This is a genomic window from Acinetobacter sp. WU_MDCI_Abxe161, assembly GCF_025514355.1.
GTDB classification, from domain to species: domain Bacteria; phylum Pseudomonadota; class Gammaproteobacteria; order Pseudomonadales; family Moraxellaceae; genus Acinetobacter; species Acinetobacter pittii_E.
In genome coordinates this window covers 15,293-31,861 of sequence record NZ_JAHPTU010000008.1, presented here as the reverse complement: position 1 = coordinate 31,861, position 16,569 = coordinate 15,293, and the positions used below count along the sequence as shown (strand labels likewise).

Below are 16,569 nucleotides of genomic sequence, written 5' to 3'. Positions count from 1 at the left end.
TTAACGCTCCAGCATTTCATTTGGCATTACAAATTCTAAAGTAATCGCATGTGCAGTTACTGTACGGGTACATTTCGGTTTATCCAGTCCTTTACATTGACTATGATGATCAAATAGATTTCCCGTAATCGTAACTAAGCTCCGATCATAAGGACAACGCACCGCTACTGTTTTACCCATTCTTTTTTCAGCGCTTGCTTTAAACTTAACCCTACGCCAAGCCTCTATCTGCGTAATTAAATTTCGTCTATGTTCAAGAGTAAGCTTTGCCTCATCAATTTTATTCGCAATCCAAAGATGTGACATTTGCACACCATCAGCCACCGTTGTACCTACTGACCGTTTTGCTTTACTTTCCTGATCAGATTTCATGTAAACATCTAAACCCATTCTTAAAGCAGCCATTGCAGCTTTAGGGGTCATCAGTTTTTTATGGCTGGCTAAATTCGTCGATTTACTGTCTGTAATTCGGTATCCATGTCCAATACTATTGCTATGCCAGACATGGTCAATACCATTGTGCCCAGTATCATGATACTCATATAGCACACCATTATTATTGATTTTGCTGCGGTTCTTTTTCCGTTTCACAAAATAATAATCCGTGATGTGTTCACCACCCGAACCTAGTTCCTGATTACTACGCTTTTTTGCTTCTCTTTTAGTCGATGTATTCTTGCTTCCTGTCGTCGCTGAATTACCACTGGTATTTTTAAGAACCTGACCATTTTGCTGTGTACGAGGGGCAGACGTAGAATTAGGTTTCTTTGAACCTGACGTATGGATTGGGGCTTTCGCTGTGGTATTTGGATAAGGTGTTGCCAAAGCTTTTTTATGAACTAGTTGCAGGTCTTTCATCACCATTTCAATTTGCTTGTTCGCAACTTTTTTCATTTGTCTGAGTTGTACCACAAGAGTTTTTAACCGGGCTTGTCCCAAGACAGCTCGTGTCATCCAGCTATCAAAAACATCAATTAGACTATCAATTATTTTATTACTGGTTGTTTGCAACTCTTTGGTATAAGCATTCCAGTTTAAGTTACGAAACCATTTTTCAACGTTGCCACGCATGGTTTTACTGGGAATTGCATCTAATATTGCTCCCATCGCTTTGCCCGAGCGCAATTGCTTAAATACAATTTTAAGACCATCTCCAGCAACAGGAACAAATGCAATTAAATTAAAGACTAGATCAAACCAGTTATCTTTGTTATTTGGGTTTTCTGCAATTTTGACAATTGAAACAATAACATTTCCGACATCAACCCCTTGCCCCACGAAAGGAATACAGCCAATCACAACCGCTACGATAATTTGTGCCGGGCTTGATCCACTCCCGTCTAATACACCTTTTATCCAGTCGGCTGCCGATTGCTCCCCTTTTTTGGTGACTCGAATGGTTTTAGCAGATGATTTTGCAACGGCTGTACTCATAAACCCTCCCCAAGATCAAAATGTGGAGTTGATTGTTCATTCAATGGAATTTCCTCTGCATGGTCAGCAATAGCATCATCTGGATTATTTTGTTGCTCTAAATCTTTTTCCACGTAATCATTGATATGGTCATCGTACTCAACACCCTGCCCATCGATCATGGCTTGTATTTCATCAGGGAAATATTCATCTAATAAGTGATCTAGCTCTTGCTTGTTATATTGCTCGATCAATTGTTCTGCTGCCATGACGCTTATTACTTTTTTATCTTTAAAGCTATTCTGCTGTTTGGACTGATCAGGTTTAGCCTCCATATTGCTAAAACCGTAATAGACCTTTGGCTGGATTTTATCAGCAGGAATCTGAACTTTAGCAAAACCATTGCCATCCAGAATACCTTCTTGTGTTGTGCCATCCTGAAATATCAGCTTATAGGGTGCTTGAGCGACTGGCTTTAAATCGCCATACACATATTTCAGTTCAAGCTCCTTAGCTGGCATATTCAAATTAGGTAAAGCAGGCAAGGTAGCAGACGCACTACCTCCTCCCATAAACACATGCTGCCCAGCTTTCACCTCAAACTTACCGCCAGTGACAGGGAAAATTCCCGAGCCATTAATCTTGATTTGAGACCCACCTGCCGTGATAACGATTTCTTTAGAAGCACTAATTTCAATTTTGTCTTCTGTTGAAATAATTTGAACAGCTTTACGGGCAATTAAGTCTGCTCCATCTCCTTGCGCTTGTATCTCGACTTTGCCTTTGCCTGCATAGAGTCTTGCCCCTTCTTGAGCTGCAAAAAGGCTGATTTTATTTTGGGCATGCGCAATCAGGTTCTTTTGAGTGGTCAGGTTAATGCTATCACCAGCAGTTTGACTTAACTCAGCATCTGCGCTGAGGTGAATGTCTTCATTACTGGCTAGAGCAATACTGTTAGGTGCGGTCAATATCATCAAGGCTTGCTTAAAAGCAGCAGCTTTGTCTTGATCTTTTTCTTCAATTTGCTCTATGAAGGTTTTTAAGTTCTCAAGCACTTCCAATGGATCAGTTTGCTGATTTTTAGCAACTTCACTGAGTGCCTTGGCATTGCTAAGGCCTCCTTCAATTTGTTGTTTGGCCTCAGCTGCCTCTAGGTGTACACCTTGGGCTTGGTCTTGTTTATGAGTACTAAGGAGTAAGCCACTGCCAGCTCTTACTGCACCCCACTGGTCTGTTCTGAGTTCGAAACCTTCACCTCGACCGTCACTTTCCGCCTTATCTTTTGGATGGCTTAAGTTACCCAAGTTGAGCTGACTTGCCGCATGACTACTTTGTAGCTGGGCACTGATTTGGCCTGTGGTGTCGTCAAAACGGAGCTGGTTAAAGCCTTTACCATCGACTTCTTCGGAGCGGATGCCACTGAGTTTTTTAGTGTCAGGTAATTGGCCTTTCTGGTCAAACTGGGTTGGGTGGCGTTCAGCTTCGTGAATACGTCCCACCACAAATGGGCGGTCAATATTGCCGTCAAAAAAGTCGATCACCACGATCTCACCAACACGTGGTAAGAAGCGTGCGCCATAACCTGCACCTGCCCACGGGGTGAGTACATCAACCCAAGCCGAGTCAGTGTCATTGTCGTTACTACCTGCGCCACCGTCATGGCTATGGTCGTCAGCTCGGGTAAACAGGAAACGGACTTTAATGCGCCCCCACTGGTCGACATGAATACTTTCACCTTCCAGCCCCACCACTCTAGCGCGCTGCGGGTAAGCCGCTGGACGGTGCTCTAGTGGGTTATATTCAGGGACAGTTTTAATGTTGCGTCGAACGACATTGAGCTCAGCAAAGTGGCGCTGCTCAGGATTTTGCGTGTCGAGTTGGGCAGCCTTAAGCTTGTCTTTGGGTAATAGGCGCTCAAGTTGCTGTTGTAATTCTTTTGGTAAATTATTCTGGTTATAGTAATGCTTGCTTAAGATTAAGAACTCTTTATCAGCACTGTCGTGTTGGTCAAGTTCTGGATGGTCATTGAGTTCAAACCAGTAACCCACCTGTGCATCACGGACGTTACCTGAAACCGTAAACTGTTTCGAACTCAAGTGATGATAAGCATTAATATGCTGGTTAAGCTGTTCAATCTGGCTATTGCCTGAAGCTGTAGCTTGATCTTCACCATTTAAGTCCTGCATCCACGCTGGGCTAACATGCCATGCATCTTCAAGGTTTAGACTAGCATTGTCATAGTGTTCGCTGTGTTTCTGCGTGCCTTGTACGCTGCCACTACCCTCTTCTTGTTGTAGGGCATCGGCTTGCCAGCGTTGCACATGTACAGACGTCGGCTGTAAGCGGCGCTCAGCTTTAACTTGAGTAATGGTATCGAACTGTTCTGTGGCACTGCTGCGTTGGTAGCGTAGGCTACGACGGTCAAGGGCTTGATAGTGCTGGTTATCGTCAATTAAGCGCAAGACTTGTGGCTGAATAGACGCATTTGGGTCAGCGACAAAAAGTTGTGATTCATCGACCAACCAGTTAATGCCTTCGCTACGCCATAAACGGGTTAAAAAGTCATAATCGCTTTCGTTTGATTGCATCACAAATGGACGCACATCGTAGTCTTTGCTTAACCCTGCCGTGTCGAGCGTTAAACTTGAGGCAAATAACGGGCTTTTACCCTGCCATTCTTTAAACAGAATTTCGCTAATATCGCGCACGCTTTTGTTCATAAACACGCGGCTATTACGACGTTTATGCCAAAGTGCAGTTGGGTCTTTTAAGCTTAAATTATAAATAGTGAGTGAGCCGTCACTTTGGCCTTGGCTCGCTTCGGTAATAATGCCCGTGGTTCTAAAAAACTGGCCTGTGTCTGTGACCTGATCAACAGCAACCTGACAGCCAATAAATTGTTTTAATGCAATATGTGCGTTCGTCGACAGACACAGTAACTCAGCAACGCTACCTTGGTTGAGCGTATGTTCGCCCTCAATGCGCTGTAAGAAAACTTGGTTATTTAATGATGCGTTGGAGAATTGCACATGAAGAGCGCGGTTCTGTGCAACTAAACCTAAACTATCTAAAATTTGAAATATTTTATGGGACATCATTATTATAAAAACTGAGTCATAATCGCCGTTATTTTATAAAAAACAGACAGAATTGTCTATTTATATAAAATAGTTTAGCTTCCATAACTTACATATTTTTTAGTTTATCTAAAAAGAAAGATGGCTTACTAAAAAATCTATAAAAGCACGAGTTTTGGCTGATAAGTTAGAAGTATTCGGGTAAAGCAATTGAATATTTTGTAATGGTAAAGAAAAATCTGGTAATAATCGAATTAAGCGATTTTGTTGAATATCTTCATCAACTAACCATGCTGGACAAATAGCAACTCCTAAAGAAGATAGAACCATTTGGTGAATTGCAGTAACCGAGTTTGATTCATACTGACTTCGAATAAATGGTAATGAATATTGCTCCCCTAAACTGTTTTGCAAAATATATTGTGAATCTTGCCAATTTAATAATGTATGACCAATCCAAGGAACAGCCGCTAAATCGGATATATTTTCTATAGGATGGTCTTTTATAAACTGCGGAGTAGCCACAAGATAAATTGGATATTCTCCGATTTTTCGAGTTTTTAGAGAGGAGTTTTTTAAATTCCCTAGCCGAATAACCAGGTCTAATTTTTCAGTCACTAAATCATCGAGAGATGAATTAAACGAGTACTGTAAACGTAAATGTGGATAAAGCCGACAAAACTCAGGAAGCAATGGGAGAATAAAACGCTGTCCAAACTCATTAGTTGACGAAAACCGTAAAGTGCCTGTAATACTTGTTCCTAAATGCTGACTACGTTCCAAAGCCTCAGCAATATGAAGTTGAATTTGCTTAAAATCTTCATAAAACTGTTGACCTATTTCTGTCAAGGCAATGTTGCGGGTGTTACGAATTAAAAGGCTTGTATTTAACTGCTTTTCTAATTGTTTTATATCAATACTTACCATTGATCGGCTTAAGCCTAAAATTTTAGCAGCCTTAGTAAATGATCCAGAATCAACGACCTGTAAAAAACTGGTAATTTGCTTAAGATTTTTTTGCACAATTTAGCCGATTGTTTGAAATTATTAAACAATGATTTTACTTCGCCTGCATCGACAATAAAAGTGCTGGATCTTACCCTGCCTGCTCGGAGGTAGGTATGTCTTATCGATATAAAATAGCAACGGTGTTTTTACTTGGGTTCTTTATTGATTGCATTAATATTTTTATGTCAGCAATCGCATTACCCAATATTTCAGCGTCATTTTCAATCAGCCAGAGTATGGTCGCTTGGGTAACAAATGCCTATATTCTAGGTCTGATACTAATCATGCCAATGAGCTTATGGTTAGCCAGCAAGTTAGGAAATCAAAAGTTATTGTCTTATTCAATGCTTCTATTTTCTTTAAGCATCTGGCTTATTGGCTCAAGTGAATCGATTTATAGCTTAATTTTTTGGCGATTTATTCAAGGCATAGCAGGTGGTTTATTAATTCCAGTCGGTCAAGCACTGGTATATGCCTTATTCCCAAACCAAGAACGCCAACGCATTTCTACAATGATTATGGCAATTGCGCTTATTGCCCCTGCATTTTCACCAGCGATTGGTGGAGCGATTATTGATTCATTAAACTGGCGATGGGTATTTTTTTCAAATCTTCCCTTTTCTTTAATTGCTGCGGCTTTAGCATGGTTATGGATTAAAAAAACAGAGAATGTACCTAGCGTAAAAACTGATATTCGGGGCTTACTTATTTTTAATATAAGCCTTTTATGTTTATTACTCTCCTTTTCGTTTTATGGGGATTATCATAATGCCACGTTGGCTATAGGCAGTTTTCTAATTTCGGTCGGAATGCTTACTTTTTATCTTCATCATGCAAAGAAAACCGATCATCCAGTTCTCAACCTACAATTATTAAAAAATAAAAATTTACGCAATGCATTTATTATTTATTACGCTGTTCCCGGTGTTTTTACAGGCGTTAATTTACTCAATATTTTTAATTTACAGATCAACTTTGGCTTTAATGCAAAACAAACCGGCTTATTTATGTTGCTCTATGCAGCCGGTGCATTGGCGGCGATGGTCAACGGCGGACTGCTCTACCAAAAACTGGGTAAAAAATATTTACTTATCATTGGAATTATATTGCATAGTCTTGGTATTTTCTTTTTAGTTTATATTTCCAATAGCAATCAATTCAGCCTCTTAATTTTCGCTTATTTATTGATGGGAATGGGAGGCGGACTAAGTGCCAACATTGCCCAAATTAGTTCATTGATTGATTTCACTGGAAAAGATTTATTACAAGGAAGTGTGCTCTGGAATATTAATCGGCAAGTTTCATTTAGTGTCGGCACGGTTGTTCTTATTTCAATATATAACTTGATGTCTTCTTCAAACGGCATAATCGGTTATCAACATACATTTTTAATTGCAGCTCTACTCTGCATCATTTCATTAATTCCCATTTTAAAGGAGAAAAATCATGTCTAACCCAATGGATCAAGCCATTCAAAGTGTAATTGACTTGCATGTGTTGATCGAAAATGTATTTACAGGCCAAAATGCAGAACAAAATCTGAGCCCGCTTTTAGATAGCTTTGATCAAAATTTTAAGATGGTAACGGTTCAAGGTCAGAGCATTGGTTTAACTGAAGTGAAGAGTTTATTCAACCAAAATATGGGCAAGAAACCTTCTTTAAAAATTAGCATTCTTAAAAGTGCAGCTTTATACGAATTTGAAAATTATTGTTGGGTGCAATATCAAGAACATCAGCAAACGAGTGAAACTGAAACATTACGCACCTCGACAGCCTGCATTAAAGTAGAAGGCGGAAAATGTTATTGGGTTTATTTACATGAAACTTTAGTTCCACTCGGCAATTAAAAATCGATACCAAATTTTCAAAAGCCTCTTCACAGTAAGAGGCTTTTGGATGATTAGAAATGGAATGATAAGACTAAGAATTTTAAGGAAGCAGAATCACCTTACGGCAGTCCTCTTCTCTTTCATTAAAAATACGATATCCCTCTGCGGCATCTTCTAATTTCATTCGGTGGGTAATGATGGTTTCAGGTGATAAATCACCACGCTCAATCAGTTCTAAAAGTTGTGGTAAATATTGATGCACATGGGTTTGTCCCATTTTAAAAGTTAAGCCTTTATCAAAAGCATCGCCAAACAAGAAACCATGAATCGGGCCTGCATATACACCCGGTACACTCACCACTCCACCACGACGAACCGCAGCAATGCATTGACGCAGTGCTGCACCACTTGAACCTTCTAGTTTTAAATTGGTGAGTACTGTCTCAATCACACTGCCTTTTGCCTCGAAGCCAATCGCATCAATCACAGCATCGACACCGCGGTAATTATCGGTATGTTGAATAATAAATTCGGCCGCATCGACTTCATCAAAATTAACAGGAATAGCACCGTATGTTGCCGCTGCATAGTTCAATCGATAGTCATTGTGATCGACCATAAATATTTTTTCTGCACCAAGCATCTTGGCACAAGCAGCACTTAATAGTCCGACTGGACCAGCACCATAAATTGCAACAGTTGAGCCACGTTTCACTTGGGCATTAGTCACGGCTTGCCAAGCAGTCGGTAGAATATCAGTCAAGAAAAGTACTTTTTCATCTGATAATGAAGTTGGCACTTTAAAAGGGCCTTTATTGGCTTTTGGTACACGCACATATTCCGCTTGCCCACCTGGTATACCGCCGTAAAGATGACTATAGCCAAATAAAGCTGCACCTGGTGGAATTTGTTTTTTATTAATAATTGCGCCGCGCCCTGTATTAGTGGTTTCACATGCAGCGGTCAGGTCAAGTTGGCAAAAGAAACATTCACCACAGGCAATCACAAAAGGAACAATGACTCGATCACCCTTTTTCACTGCGGTGACGGCGGGACCGACCTCTTCAACCACGCCCATAAACTCGTGCCCAAAGATATCGCCCTGCTCGGTTCTAGGGATTTTGCCTCGATATAAATGTAAGTCTGAACCACAAATGGCTGTGGCGGTCACTCGCAAAATAATGTCATCTGGTTCTTGAATAATAGGGTCTGCTACAGTTTCTACTCGAACATCTTCTGCACCGTGGTAAGTAAGAGCGCGCATATTGTTATTCCTCTATTTTCTATCATGTCATTTGATTATGAGGAGGCTTTCTTTACGGTTTGCAACGTTTCTTACCTTTCACGTAAGGCATATAGTGCAAATGCAACGCGACAGAGATTTCAGTAACATTTAATGAATGTAGGATTGTTTCAATTAGGCGTGTTTTGTTATTTGACCCAGCAAAAAGCCAATCATCTATGCACTAAAATGATTGGCTTTGTCTTAAAAATTTGAATTAATCAATTTTAAGTTGCTGTCTGAGCTTTAAAATATCAACCAGACCTTTGTCTCTGGTTTGGTATAAATCGACATCTTTATATTGGTTTAAAAGCTGGTTGGTTTCAGCTTCCAATAACTCTGTTGTCTCGTCTGAATGTTGAAATGCGTGCATATCATTCCACCATTCTGTCATTGGTGGGCCTAAATGATGAATTGCCTCTTTAAACCCTTTTTGGTTTGCAAGCTGCATATTAATATAGGGTCCAAAGAGCGCCCATCTTAAACCCGGCCCACTGGTAATCGCGACATCAACATCATCGGCAGAGCACACGCCTTGTTCAACCAATGAAAAAGCTTCTCGCCATAGTGCAGCCTGTAAACGGTTTGCGACATGCCCTTTTACTTCTTTATTTAAAACAATTGGATTTTTGCCCAGTTGTTTATAGAACTCAGAAGCCTGTTTCAAAATTTGAGGATTTGTCAAATTACCACCAACGATCTCGACCAAGGGTAAGAGATGAGGCGGATTAAAAGGATGACCTAATAAAACACGTTCAGGATGCCGCGCCTCTTTTTGAAAATCAGACACTTTTAAGCCCGATGAACTTGAGGCAATAATGGTATGTTCAGGGCAATATGCTGTGATTTCTTGATATAACTGTTGTTTTACATCGAGACGTTCAGGGGCATTTTCTTGAATAAAATCTACATCTGAAACCGCATCTTTTAAGTGATTAAAAATTTCCAGATGAAGCAGCACACCTTGCGGAGAATAACTGTGTTCAGCGTTTTGGTCTAAAGCCAATAAATCGTTTAAATTTGCAGATATTCTTTTTTTAAAGACCGCTTCATCGATCGGATATGGGTCATAAACCTTAACTTTAAATCCTTTATGTAAAAATAAGGCCGTCCAACTCGCACCTATTACACCAGCTCCAACAACACCAACCGTTTTAATGACTTCCATATTTTCCTCGTAAAAATGTTGTTTTATTAAGAAATTTCTTTACTCAAATGAATGCTTAAATAAACATAGCAGATTCAACCAATCAATAAATTTAATTGTTTATATTTTATATAATTTGTCCTATATTCCTTAGCTTGAAAATTGATTCCTTTCATTAGTACAACTTAATCTTTTACCTTTTTTTAACCGTTATTTACTGAATTTTATGTCAAAAAATCTAGCAACATTGATTGGTTTAAGCGCCATTCTCATGTGGGCATCTCTGGTCGGTCTGATGAAGCAAGTCAGTGCCGCCATTGGTCCTGAGCTAGGTGTTACGCTTATTTATTCTTTAAGTGCGCTACTGTTGCTTGCCATTTTTAAGGTTCCAGATTTTAAGCAGATCTCAAAAAAATACTTAATATTTGGCACCATTCTGTTCGTGGCTTATGAGGTGTGCTTTTCATTCGCGATTGCTTATTCTCAGACAGCGCGACAAGCAATTGAAATTAGTATTGTTAACTATCTGTGGCCGAGTTTAACGGTTTTAGCTTTTGTTATTTTTAAGGAATTAAAGTTTAATTTTCTTATTATTCTCGGCTTACTCATCTCAATCTCAGGCATTATTTTTATTCAGACCGGAAATGGCGATTTTAGTCTAAATAGTCTTGTCGATAATTTTCATAGCAACCCACTGAGCTATATTTTGGCATTTACAGGTGCCATCATCTGGGCTTTTTACTGTGTAATCACCAAAAAAATGAGCAATGGGCAAAATCCCATTTCCATTTTCTTTGTTGGTGTCGCACTCACCCTATGGCTCAAGCTGCTCGTCTCTGGGCAATTTGCCATTCCTTCAATGGATATTGCAGCTCTCCTCACCCTTTTAGTGGCATCTGCTGCCATGGGTTTTGGTTATGCTGCTTGGAACATTGGCATCATTCATGGAAACATTACCATACTTGTGGTGGCTTCTTATTTCACCCCGATTATTTCGTCTATTTTGGCAATGTTTGTTTTACAAACTCAACTTTCAATGAGCTTTTGGCAAGGAACGGCAATGGTTACGGCTGGTTCATTTATTTGCTGGGTTTCAACAAACTGGTCTGTGATTCAACCTTACTTTAAAAAATTAAGAAAAGGCCAAAAAGCATTGTAGATTTATCGCAATGCTTTTTTCGGACTTAAGATAACTCCGACGAATTAGAATTCCCCCTTTACCCAAAGCGTGCTAACATCCAAATTCTGACAATTACCAATGTCAAAATAATTTCTAGAGGAAATAAGATGTTAAAAACTCAAAAAATCAACATCGTACAAGAATTTGATGCACCTGTAGACAAAGTCTTTGCAACCTTAAGTGAGCATGAAAACCTAAGTAAACTTTTTGCGCCGGCTAAAGTGACTCGTATTAGCAACGGAAAGGATGCGCGCAATGGTGTTGGCTCTGCGCGCAAAATGTCTATTCCATTGACCCCTTCGTTTGTAGAAACAAATTTAGTCTATAAAGAAAATGAACTGATCGAATATGCAATTACGAGCGGCATTAGCCCAATTAAAGCTCACCGTGGTGTCATGAAATTTACTGACTTGGGAAATAATCGAAGTCGTTTAGATTACACCATTAGCTTTAAAGGCCGCGTACCCTTCATTGGTCTTATTATTAAAAAAGCTTTAGAAAATGGCGTGAGCCGTGGGCTTAAGAAACTTAAGTTTTAATCACTGCATCTAAAACAAAAAGCCCAGTTACGGGCTTTTTTTAAGATTTAAGTTGAATGCTCAGATAGCATAAATAAAAAGTAATCTAGTAATTTATCGCGTTCATCTACGCTATTAGCACTTAACAGCTGAACCATTGCTCCATCAATTGCAAATAGAAACATGTGTGCGTCTTTTATTGAAGCGCTAGTTTTGACAGTAAGAAGTAGCTTATAAATCTCATTGATAAACCAGTTTCTATAATCAACAACCACCCGATAAGCCGTTGCATAGCATTTTTCAATTTCAAAAATTGCTTTAAATGGCAAACGGTAAAACCCTTCTAAATTGGCATGTAAAAAGTAAATTTGCTTGAGTTTATCGAACACCATAAGTTCGCTGTATGAATTGATAATTGAAAGGACTTTTACTTTGAGCGCATCCGTTTGAAAGGTTAAACACATCTCGATGAGTCGTGCTTTTGAATGAAAGATGTTATAGAAAGTCGCTTTGGGAATTTTGGCCTCAGCAATAATTCGGTCAACCCCCACCGTGTTAAACCCATCTTGAGTAAATAAATCTTTTGCCGTGTGCAGCACTCGTAGTGCTCTAAATGAAGATTCTAAATTGTTCATATATACCGCTTAAAATAATTTTTTGTTGTATCTAAAAGAGATAGAAATGCCGTCACTCTTAAAATGAGTGCTAAAAACAGGCATGCAAAAACGACACAATAAAGTTGTGCTTACCTATCTCGGTTTTATTGTTGCTATGATTTTTTAGTCGTAACGATTTAAGGTCGTAGAAAACCTAGAGTCGATTAAACCGTTTTAAAGACCAGTTTGACGTTATGGGCAGAGAGAGTTTGGCAAAGGCCAAAAATTTAGAAGAATTAGTACGCATAGCGGACTCCTTTGTTAACAAAAGAAATCCTACCGATCACTGCTAAATGATGGTGGCAGGACGAAAGAGGGTTAGCAGACTGGCAACAAAGAAACCAGCACACCCGAAGGTGTCCCCCTTCCGCCCTACCGTAGAGAAAAAGGGGGCGAACGAGTTCACGATACACAAAACTAGGTTTCGAATATCGTCTTTGTTAAATAGGGTCTGCTAAAACCCGCTAGCAATGTAGGCTAGCCCGCAAAGGATAGTATTCGGTTGTGTTGTCGTCAAGCGTAGAAAATAACAATCGTATTAAAGTAGAGCGGTTGGGTTCTAAATTATTTTCAAGTTTTGAAGATTTTAAAAACTAATTGAATATTGATATGTAGGATCTGTTTGTTTAGTTATAACAATTAAATACAAGCTCAGAAATGAATATAATTCTATCAATCTCTGCGGAATAATTATGGTAGTAGAACGAAAAAGAGTTAGCAGACTGGTGCCAAAGAGACCAGCACATCCTGAGATGTCCTCTTTCCGTTCTACCAGAAAGAAAGGATATTATTCACTTTTCTTGTCGTCAAGAATATAGAATTCTATTCGTATCAAATTAGAACAATTGTTTTTTAAATATTGAATTTTTACATTAATAATAAAATAACTTATACAAATCAGATTTAAAGTCTCCAAGTAATAAAAGCGAATTTTATCTATTATCTCAAAAGATTTAATAAATTTAGATTAAATTACTAGATGGTTGATCTGCTTTCATTTCATCATTATTTACATCTGACAATTCCTCTTCAACAGATTTATTAAGATTATCAGAAGAGTGCATATTTTTTATTTTTTCTTGATATTTTTCTTTAAATATTTCTGCTAGTTCGGCATTCATTCTTTGCACATGTTCAGTTGCTGTATTTGAGTCAATACTATTTGGTATATAGTAATTATTATTTATTCTAGTTAATACTCGTTCATCCATTAAGTAATCATCACGAATAATACCCATTGTCTGAGAAGCACCTAAATCAAGCATCCTAGCTGTCAAGTCTAAGAATAGACAATAAAGCCTCTCCTCTTTTTTATCTATATAGCAGTCATGAATTTCTTTGACCACACCTATGATGCCACTCTCTTCTTGAATATTAATAATACTTTGGACAGCTTTATTCATTAGATCTGGTCGATATGGAATTACTTTAGGCTGTTCATTAGTAGTATTAACTAATTCTGGTGTACTGACAGATTCAGAAGTAGATGCATATAAAGTATTCACAGTCTCATCAGCTTGTAAAGGGCCTTCAGTAACAATATTTTCTGAGTATCTTGTATTCTCATATATTGATAGAATAGTACTAATTAAAATTATGGCTACGCCTAAGATGGATAAAGATATAATAATTTTTTTGCTATTTCTTTTTATCATATTATAAAGATTTAAAAATGGCTTAAAAATATGAAGCCCTTTTGAAATATTTATATTGATATTGACATTAAAATCTTTAGCTTCTTTCTGATCTTTATCATCATTTTTTGAAAAATTTCTAGTATTTTTCTCTTGCTGCTGAAAATCTTCATACTTCTTTCTTTTTTGATATTCTTGAAAATCTCTCTCTTTTTGTTTTCGTTGATTAAAAGAATTTAATTTCAAATCAAACTCTTTACGTTTATTTTCATTAGTTAACACTTCAAGTGCTTCATTAATTAATTGCATTTTTCCATTTGCATCATTCCCTTGGTAACGATCAGGATGATATTTTTGTGCTAAACCTTTATAAGCCAATCTAATAATTTCAACAGGAGCATCTTGAGATACATGTAAAATCTCATAATAATTAATAAATATATTCAAGTAATCTCTCACTTCTATTAATAGAATACGTATTATTCTATCTGTCTTACAATAAAATTATTAGTAAATCCAATCATCAATTGTACGTTTTCTAACTTTTTTATTGGTAAGTAAAATAGGTTTCCCCCAGTTAAATATAGAAACCGAAATTCTTTGCTTTTTACCCATAAAAACAGTATTGAATATTCCTATAATATTTTTTAAAAAAGGCGGCTCCAAATCAGCGTCCAAAGGATATCCCTCTGGATATTTTTTACGCTCATTCCAATTTTTAATTCTTGAAACAATAAAAAGTCCTATTCCAAATAAACCAAGTATAAAAGGTGTACTTAAATATTGTGGTATATCATTACAACTATTTAATAAAGTTTTTAGTCCATAGTCTCTCCAAATTAACCATCCACCTATGAAAAATCCAGGAACTATATTTATAATAAATAATAGTAACAATAAGGCAGAAATTCTTTCACCAATAGAGGCTTTAACCTCTTCCGCAGTATGATCAATTGGTATCTCTTGCCCAATAATTCTTCCAGAAATTTCCACTTCAGCCATAGGGTTTCCTGTTATAAATATTGGCACTATGAGATATTCTTTTGGATTCATACAATCAAATTGTATATTTATAGTATTTTTATCAGTTATATTTCTTGAATATTTCATCTGATCTTCAATAGATAATATCTTAACATCAATAATATCAGCATCAGATGCAACTTTAATTTGTAAGGGCGTAAGAAAGTCATTAGTAACAATTGCTTGTTTACCTTTATTCCAGATTAAAAGACCTATAACATATACACCTTTAAGCTCCTCGTCATTCTTATAAGTTATATGCAACGGCAAATCTAATGGTATTTCTGCAACAATACCTCTCATTATTAAACGAGCTTCTAATTGCTTATTTAGAGATTTATCTTTGCCAAAAAAAAATTTTACAAGAATCTTAAAAATAGAAATTAATGGAGAAAAAAAACTATTTGATAACATTAGCCAAACTCTAAAAATATTTAAAATACAACAACTTAATAAACCATAGAAAATTATTATTTATTTATTTTTGAAACTAATCCTGTAATACCATCAATCGCTGGCATTGTAGGGCCTGACTCAGAAGCAAGTAATCCAGTTTCAGCGCGACTAAATAAAGACTGTAAAATAATTTTTCTAGATTCTTCATCAACCTTTGTTTCGTTACTTAATGCTAAATATACATAAGCTAATTGCTGTCTTTCTTCTGCATCTCGTTGTAAGTGAAATGAACTAAATACTAATCTAGAAAGAACGCGTATTGAAAAAATAAAAGTTGAAATTATTACTGTAAGTAATACGGCTCCCTGTAAACTATGTAATGAAATACTGATTTGCTGTCCCGTAAGCCAATATTTAAATAATAAAGTGAAATAACCAATTCCAATTAATAAAACTACTACTAATAAAACTGACCAAATAACTCCTTGAATCTTAAGCTGCTTTGCTCGTACCTCCCAGTATTTCGCAGGTTTTTCCAACCTCAATTTCTCAGCATATAAGTTTTCAAGTTCTTCATGGCGTCCAATTGCATGTTCAGTCATCTGATTAAAAAAAGTTGAATGATTATTGATTGTATTATCTGAGCGCTCTCGGCAATCTTTAAACCAGTCATTTATATTTCCCTGTAGATTCTCATACCATTTAGAATATTCTTCATTAAACTCCGCAAAATTTGAGATTTGTTTATTTCTTTCATCTTCCAGTTCATTCCTTAAAGTTATAAATGTACGCTTTTCAGTATATCTTCTTTTATTTAAAAAACTCTCATTTTGGAATAGAAACTCATAGGCCATCATTATTCCAGCAAAAGAATCAAATCGTTGACTGTTATTTTCAACACGATGATTTTTAATTGCATTCCAAAAAGCAACCCCTGACTCATTAGAATATTTATAGGCATCCAATAAAGCCTCTGTATGAGCATTTCCACGATATATCCAATATTGGACGCACCATTGAATAAATTGCGTCTTAGCACCTTCATAATTGTGCTTTAACTGAGCTAAATTGTCCGGCTGAGGCTCTAGAAGAACTGCTTTTTCATACAAATCAAAATGTGCAAGAAATTGTTCAGCTTGCTCAGGAAATGCAGGAAAATTTCCTGATAAACTTTTACCGATTTCTTTCCGTTTAGCTAACCAATATTCTTTTTCTAAATTAAGAAAACTTCTTATTTCTTGTCTATTATTAAATTGAAGCTCTTTACCAAAAGTATCCTTTATATTTAAATCAAAATTCATAATAACTCCCAACTATTTATTTAAACTTATTAATTTTTCAATTATTGATTACAAATTAAGAATATAAAATTTTAGTTTTTAATTACATACTAAATTAATTTTTT

General features: G+C 36.9%; 13 protein-coding genes. 4 read left to right on the top strand and 9 right to left on the bottom strand.

Annotated features, from left to right (window positions below):
• The 3 genes from KTI78_RS10535 to KTI78_RS10525 form a co-directional block, all read right to left on the bottom strand.
• Positions 1-1,434 (bottom strand): hypothetical protein, encoded by a 1,434-nt coding sequence (locus KTI78_RS10535; RefSeq protein ID WP_224991580.1) that lies wholly within the window; start codon positions 1,432-1,434, stop codon positions 1-3.
• Positions 1,431-4,511 (bottom strand): DUF2345 domain-containing protein, encoded by a 3,081-nt coding sequence (locus tag KTI78_RS10530; RefSeq protein ID WP_262446062.1) that lies wholly within the window; start codon positions 4,509-4,511, stop codon positions 1,431-1,433. Before KTI78_RS10530 ends, KTI78_RS10535 begins: the two co-directional genes overlap by 4 nt.
• A 108-nt stretch (positions 4,512-4,619) precedes the next feature.
• Positions 4,620-5,513, bottom strand: coding sequence for a LysR family transcriptional regulator (locus KTI78_RS10525; RefSeq protein ID WP_262446061.1), 894 nt, complete (start codon positions 5,511-5,513; stop codon positions 4,620-4,622).
• Between the two features lie 98 nt (positions 5,514-5,611).
• On the opposite strand from KTI78_RS10525, the gene KTI78_RS10520 reads away from it, so the two are divergent.
• Together KTI78_RS10520 and KTI78_RS10515 are read left to right on the top strand one after the other, a co-directional pair.
• Positions 5,612-6,952 (top strand): MFS transporter, encoded by a 1,341-nt coding sequence (locus KTI78_RS10520; protein WP_262446060.1) that lies wholly within the window; start codon positions 5,612-5,614, stop codon positions 6,950-6,952.
• Positions 6,945-7,346, top strand: a complete 402-nt coding sequence (locus KTI78_RS10515) for a hypothetical protein (RefSeq protein WP_262446059.1) — start codon at positions 6,945-6,947, stop codon at positions 7,344-7,346. Before KTI78_RS10520 ends, KTI78_RS10515 begins: the two co-directional genes overlap by 8 nt.
• An 82-nt stretch (positions 7,347-7,428) precedes the next feature.
• Here the strand turns inward: KTI78_RS10515 and KTI78_RS10510 are convergent, their stop codons facing one another.
• Both KTI78_RS10510 and KTI78_RS10505 read right to left on the bottom strand, forming a co-directional pair.
• On the bottom strand, positions 7,429-8,592 hold the full coding sequence (locus tag KTI78_RS10510) for a zinc-dependent alcohol dehydrogenase (protein WP_239976442.1): 1,164 nt from the start codon (positions 8,590-8,592) through the stop codon (positions 7,429-7,431).
• A 235-nt stretch (positions 8,593-8,827) separates the two neighbouring features.
• Positions 8,828-9,778, bottom strand: a complete 951-nt coding sequence (locus KTI78_RS10505) for a 3-hydroxyacyl-CoA dehydrogenase NAD-binding domain-containing protein (RefSeq protein ID WP_262446058.1) — start codon at positions 9,776-9,778, stop codon at positions 8,828-8,830.
• 205 nt (positions 9,779-9,983) lie between these two features.
• Between KTI78_RS10505 and yddG the strand changes: the two genes are divergently transcribed.
• A complete protein-coding gene (gene yddG / locus KTI78_RS10500) occupies positions 9,984-10,916 on the top strand; it encodes an aromatic amino acid DMT transporter YddG (protein WP_262446057.1) in 933 nt (310 codons plus the stop codon).
• Between the two features lie 128 nt (positions 10,917-11,044).
• The gene (locus KTI78_RS10495; protein ID WP_216969070.1) at positions 11,045-11,476 is read left to right on the top strand and encodes an SRPBCC family protein; all 432 of its coding nucleotides are present in this window, start codon (positions 11,045-11,047) and stop codon (positions 11,474-11,476) included.
• 47 nt (positions 11,477-11,523) lie between these two features.
• Here KTI78_RS10495 and KTI78_RS10490 read toward each other — a convergent pair whose 3' ends face one another.
• The 4 genes from KTI78_RS10490 to KTI78_RS10475 form a co-directional block, all read right to left on the bottom strand.
• Positions 11,524-12,090: a TetR/AcrR family transcriptional regulator gene (locus KTI78_RS10490; RefSeq protein ID WP_262446056.1), complete on the bottom strand. Its 567-nt coding sequence runs from the start codon at positions 12,088-12,090 to the stop codon at positions 11,524-11,526.
• A gap of 983 nt (positions 12,091-13,073) precedes the next feature.
• Positions 13,074-14,192, bottom strand: coding sequence for a J domain-containing protein (locus KTI78_RS10485; RefSeq protein ID WP_262446054.1), 1,119 nt, complete (start codon positions 14,190-14,192; stop codon positions 13,074-13,076).
• Between the two features lie 60 nt (positions 14,193-14,252).
• The gene (locus KTI78_RS10480; RefSeq protein WP_262446053.1) at positions 14,253-15,182 is read right to left on the bottom strand and encodes a hypothetical protein; all 930 of its coding nucleotides are present in this window, start codon (positions 15,180-15,182) and stop codon (positions 14,253-14,255) included.
• A 56-nt stretch (positions 15,183-15,238) separates the two neighbouring features.
• Complete coding sequence (locus tag KTI78_RS10475) at positions 15,239-16,465, bottom strand: DUF6161 domain-containing protein (RefSeq protein ID WP_262446051.1); 1,227 nt, start codon at positions 16,463-16,465, stop codon at positions 15,239-15,241.
• Positions 16,466-16,569 lie beyond the last annotated feature (104 nt).

Coding starts and splice junctions, on each gene's coding strand:
- yddG (WP_262446057.1), top strand. CDS start 9,984: ATGTCAAAAAATCTAGCAACATTGATTGGTTTAAGCGCCATTCTCATG.
- KTI78_RS10480 (WP_262446053.1), bottom strand. CDS start 15,182: ATGTTATCAAATAGTTTTTTTTCTCCATTAATTTCTATTTTTAAGATT.
- KTI78_RS10490 (WP_262446056.1), bottom strand. CDS start 12,090: ATGAACAATTTAGAATCTTCATTTAGAGCACTACGAGTGCTGCACACG.
- KTI78_RS10475 (WP_262446051.1), bottom strand. CDS start 16,465: ATGAATTTTGATTTAAATATAAAGGATACTTTTGGTAAAGAGCTTCAA.
- KTI78_RS10520 (WP_262446060.1), top strand. CDS start 5,612: ATGTCTTATCGATATAAAATAGCAACGGTGTTTTTACTTGGGTTCTTT.
- KTI78_RS10495 (WP_216969070.1), top strand. CDS start 11,045: ATGTTAAAAACTCAAAAAATCAACATCGTACAAGAATTTGATGCACCT.
- KTI78_RS10515 (WP_262446059.1), top strand. CDS start 6,945: ATGTCTAACCCAATGGATCAAGCCATTCAAAGTGTAATTGACTTGCAT.
- KTI78_RS10510 (WP_239976442.1), bottom strand. CDS start 8,592: ATGCGCGCTCTTACTTACCACGGTGCAGAAGATGTTCGAGTAGAAACT.
- KTI78_RS10505 (WP_262446058.1), bottom strand. CDS start 9,778: ATGGAAGTCATTAAAACGGTTGGTGTTGTTGGAGCTGGTGTAATAGGT.
- KTI78_RS10535 (WP_224991580.1), bottom strand. CDS start 1,434: ATGAGTACAGCCGTTGCAAAATCATCTGCTAAAACCATTCGAGTCACC.
- KTI78_RS10530 (WP_262446062.1), bottom strand. CDS start 4,511: ATGATGTCCCATAAAATATTTCAAATTTTAGATAGTTTAGGTTTAGTT.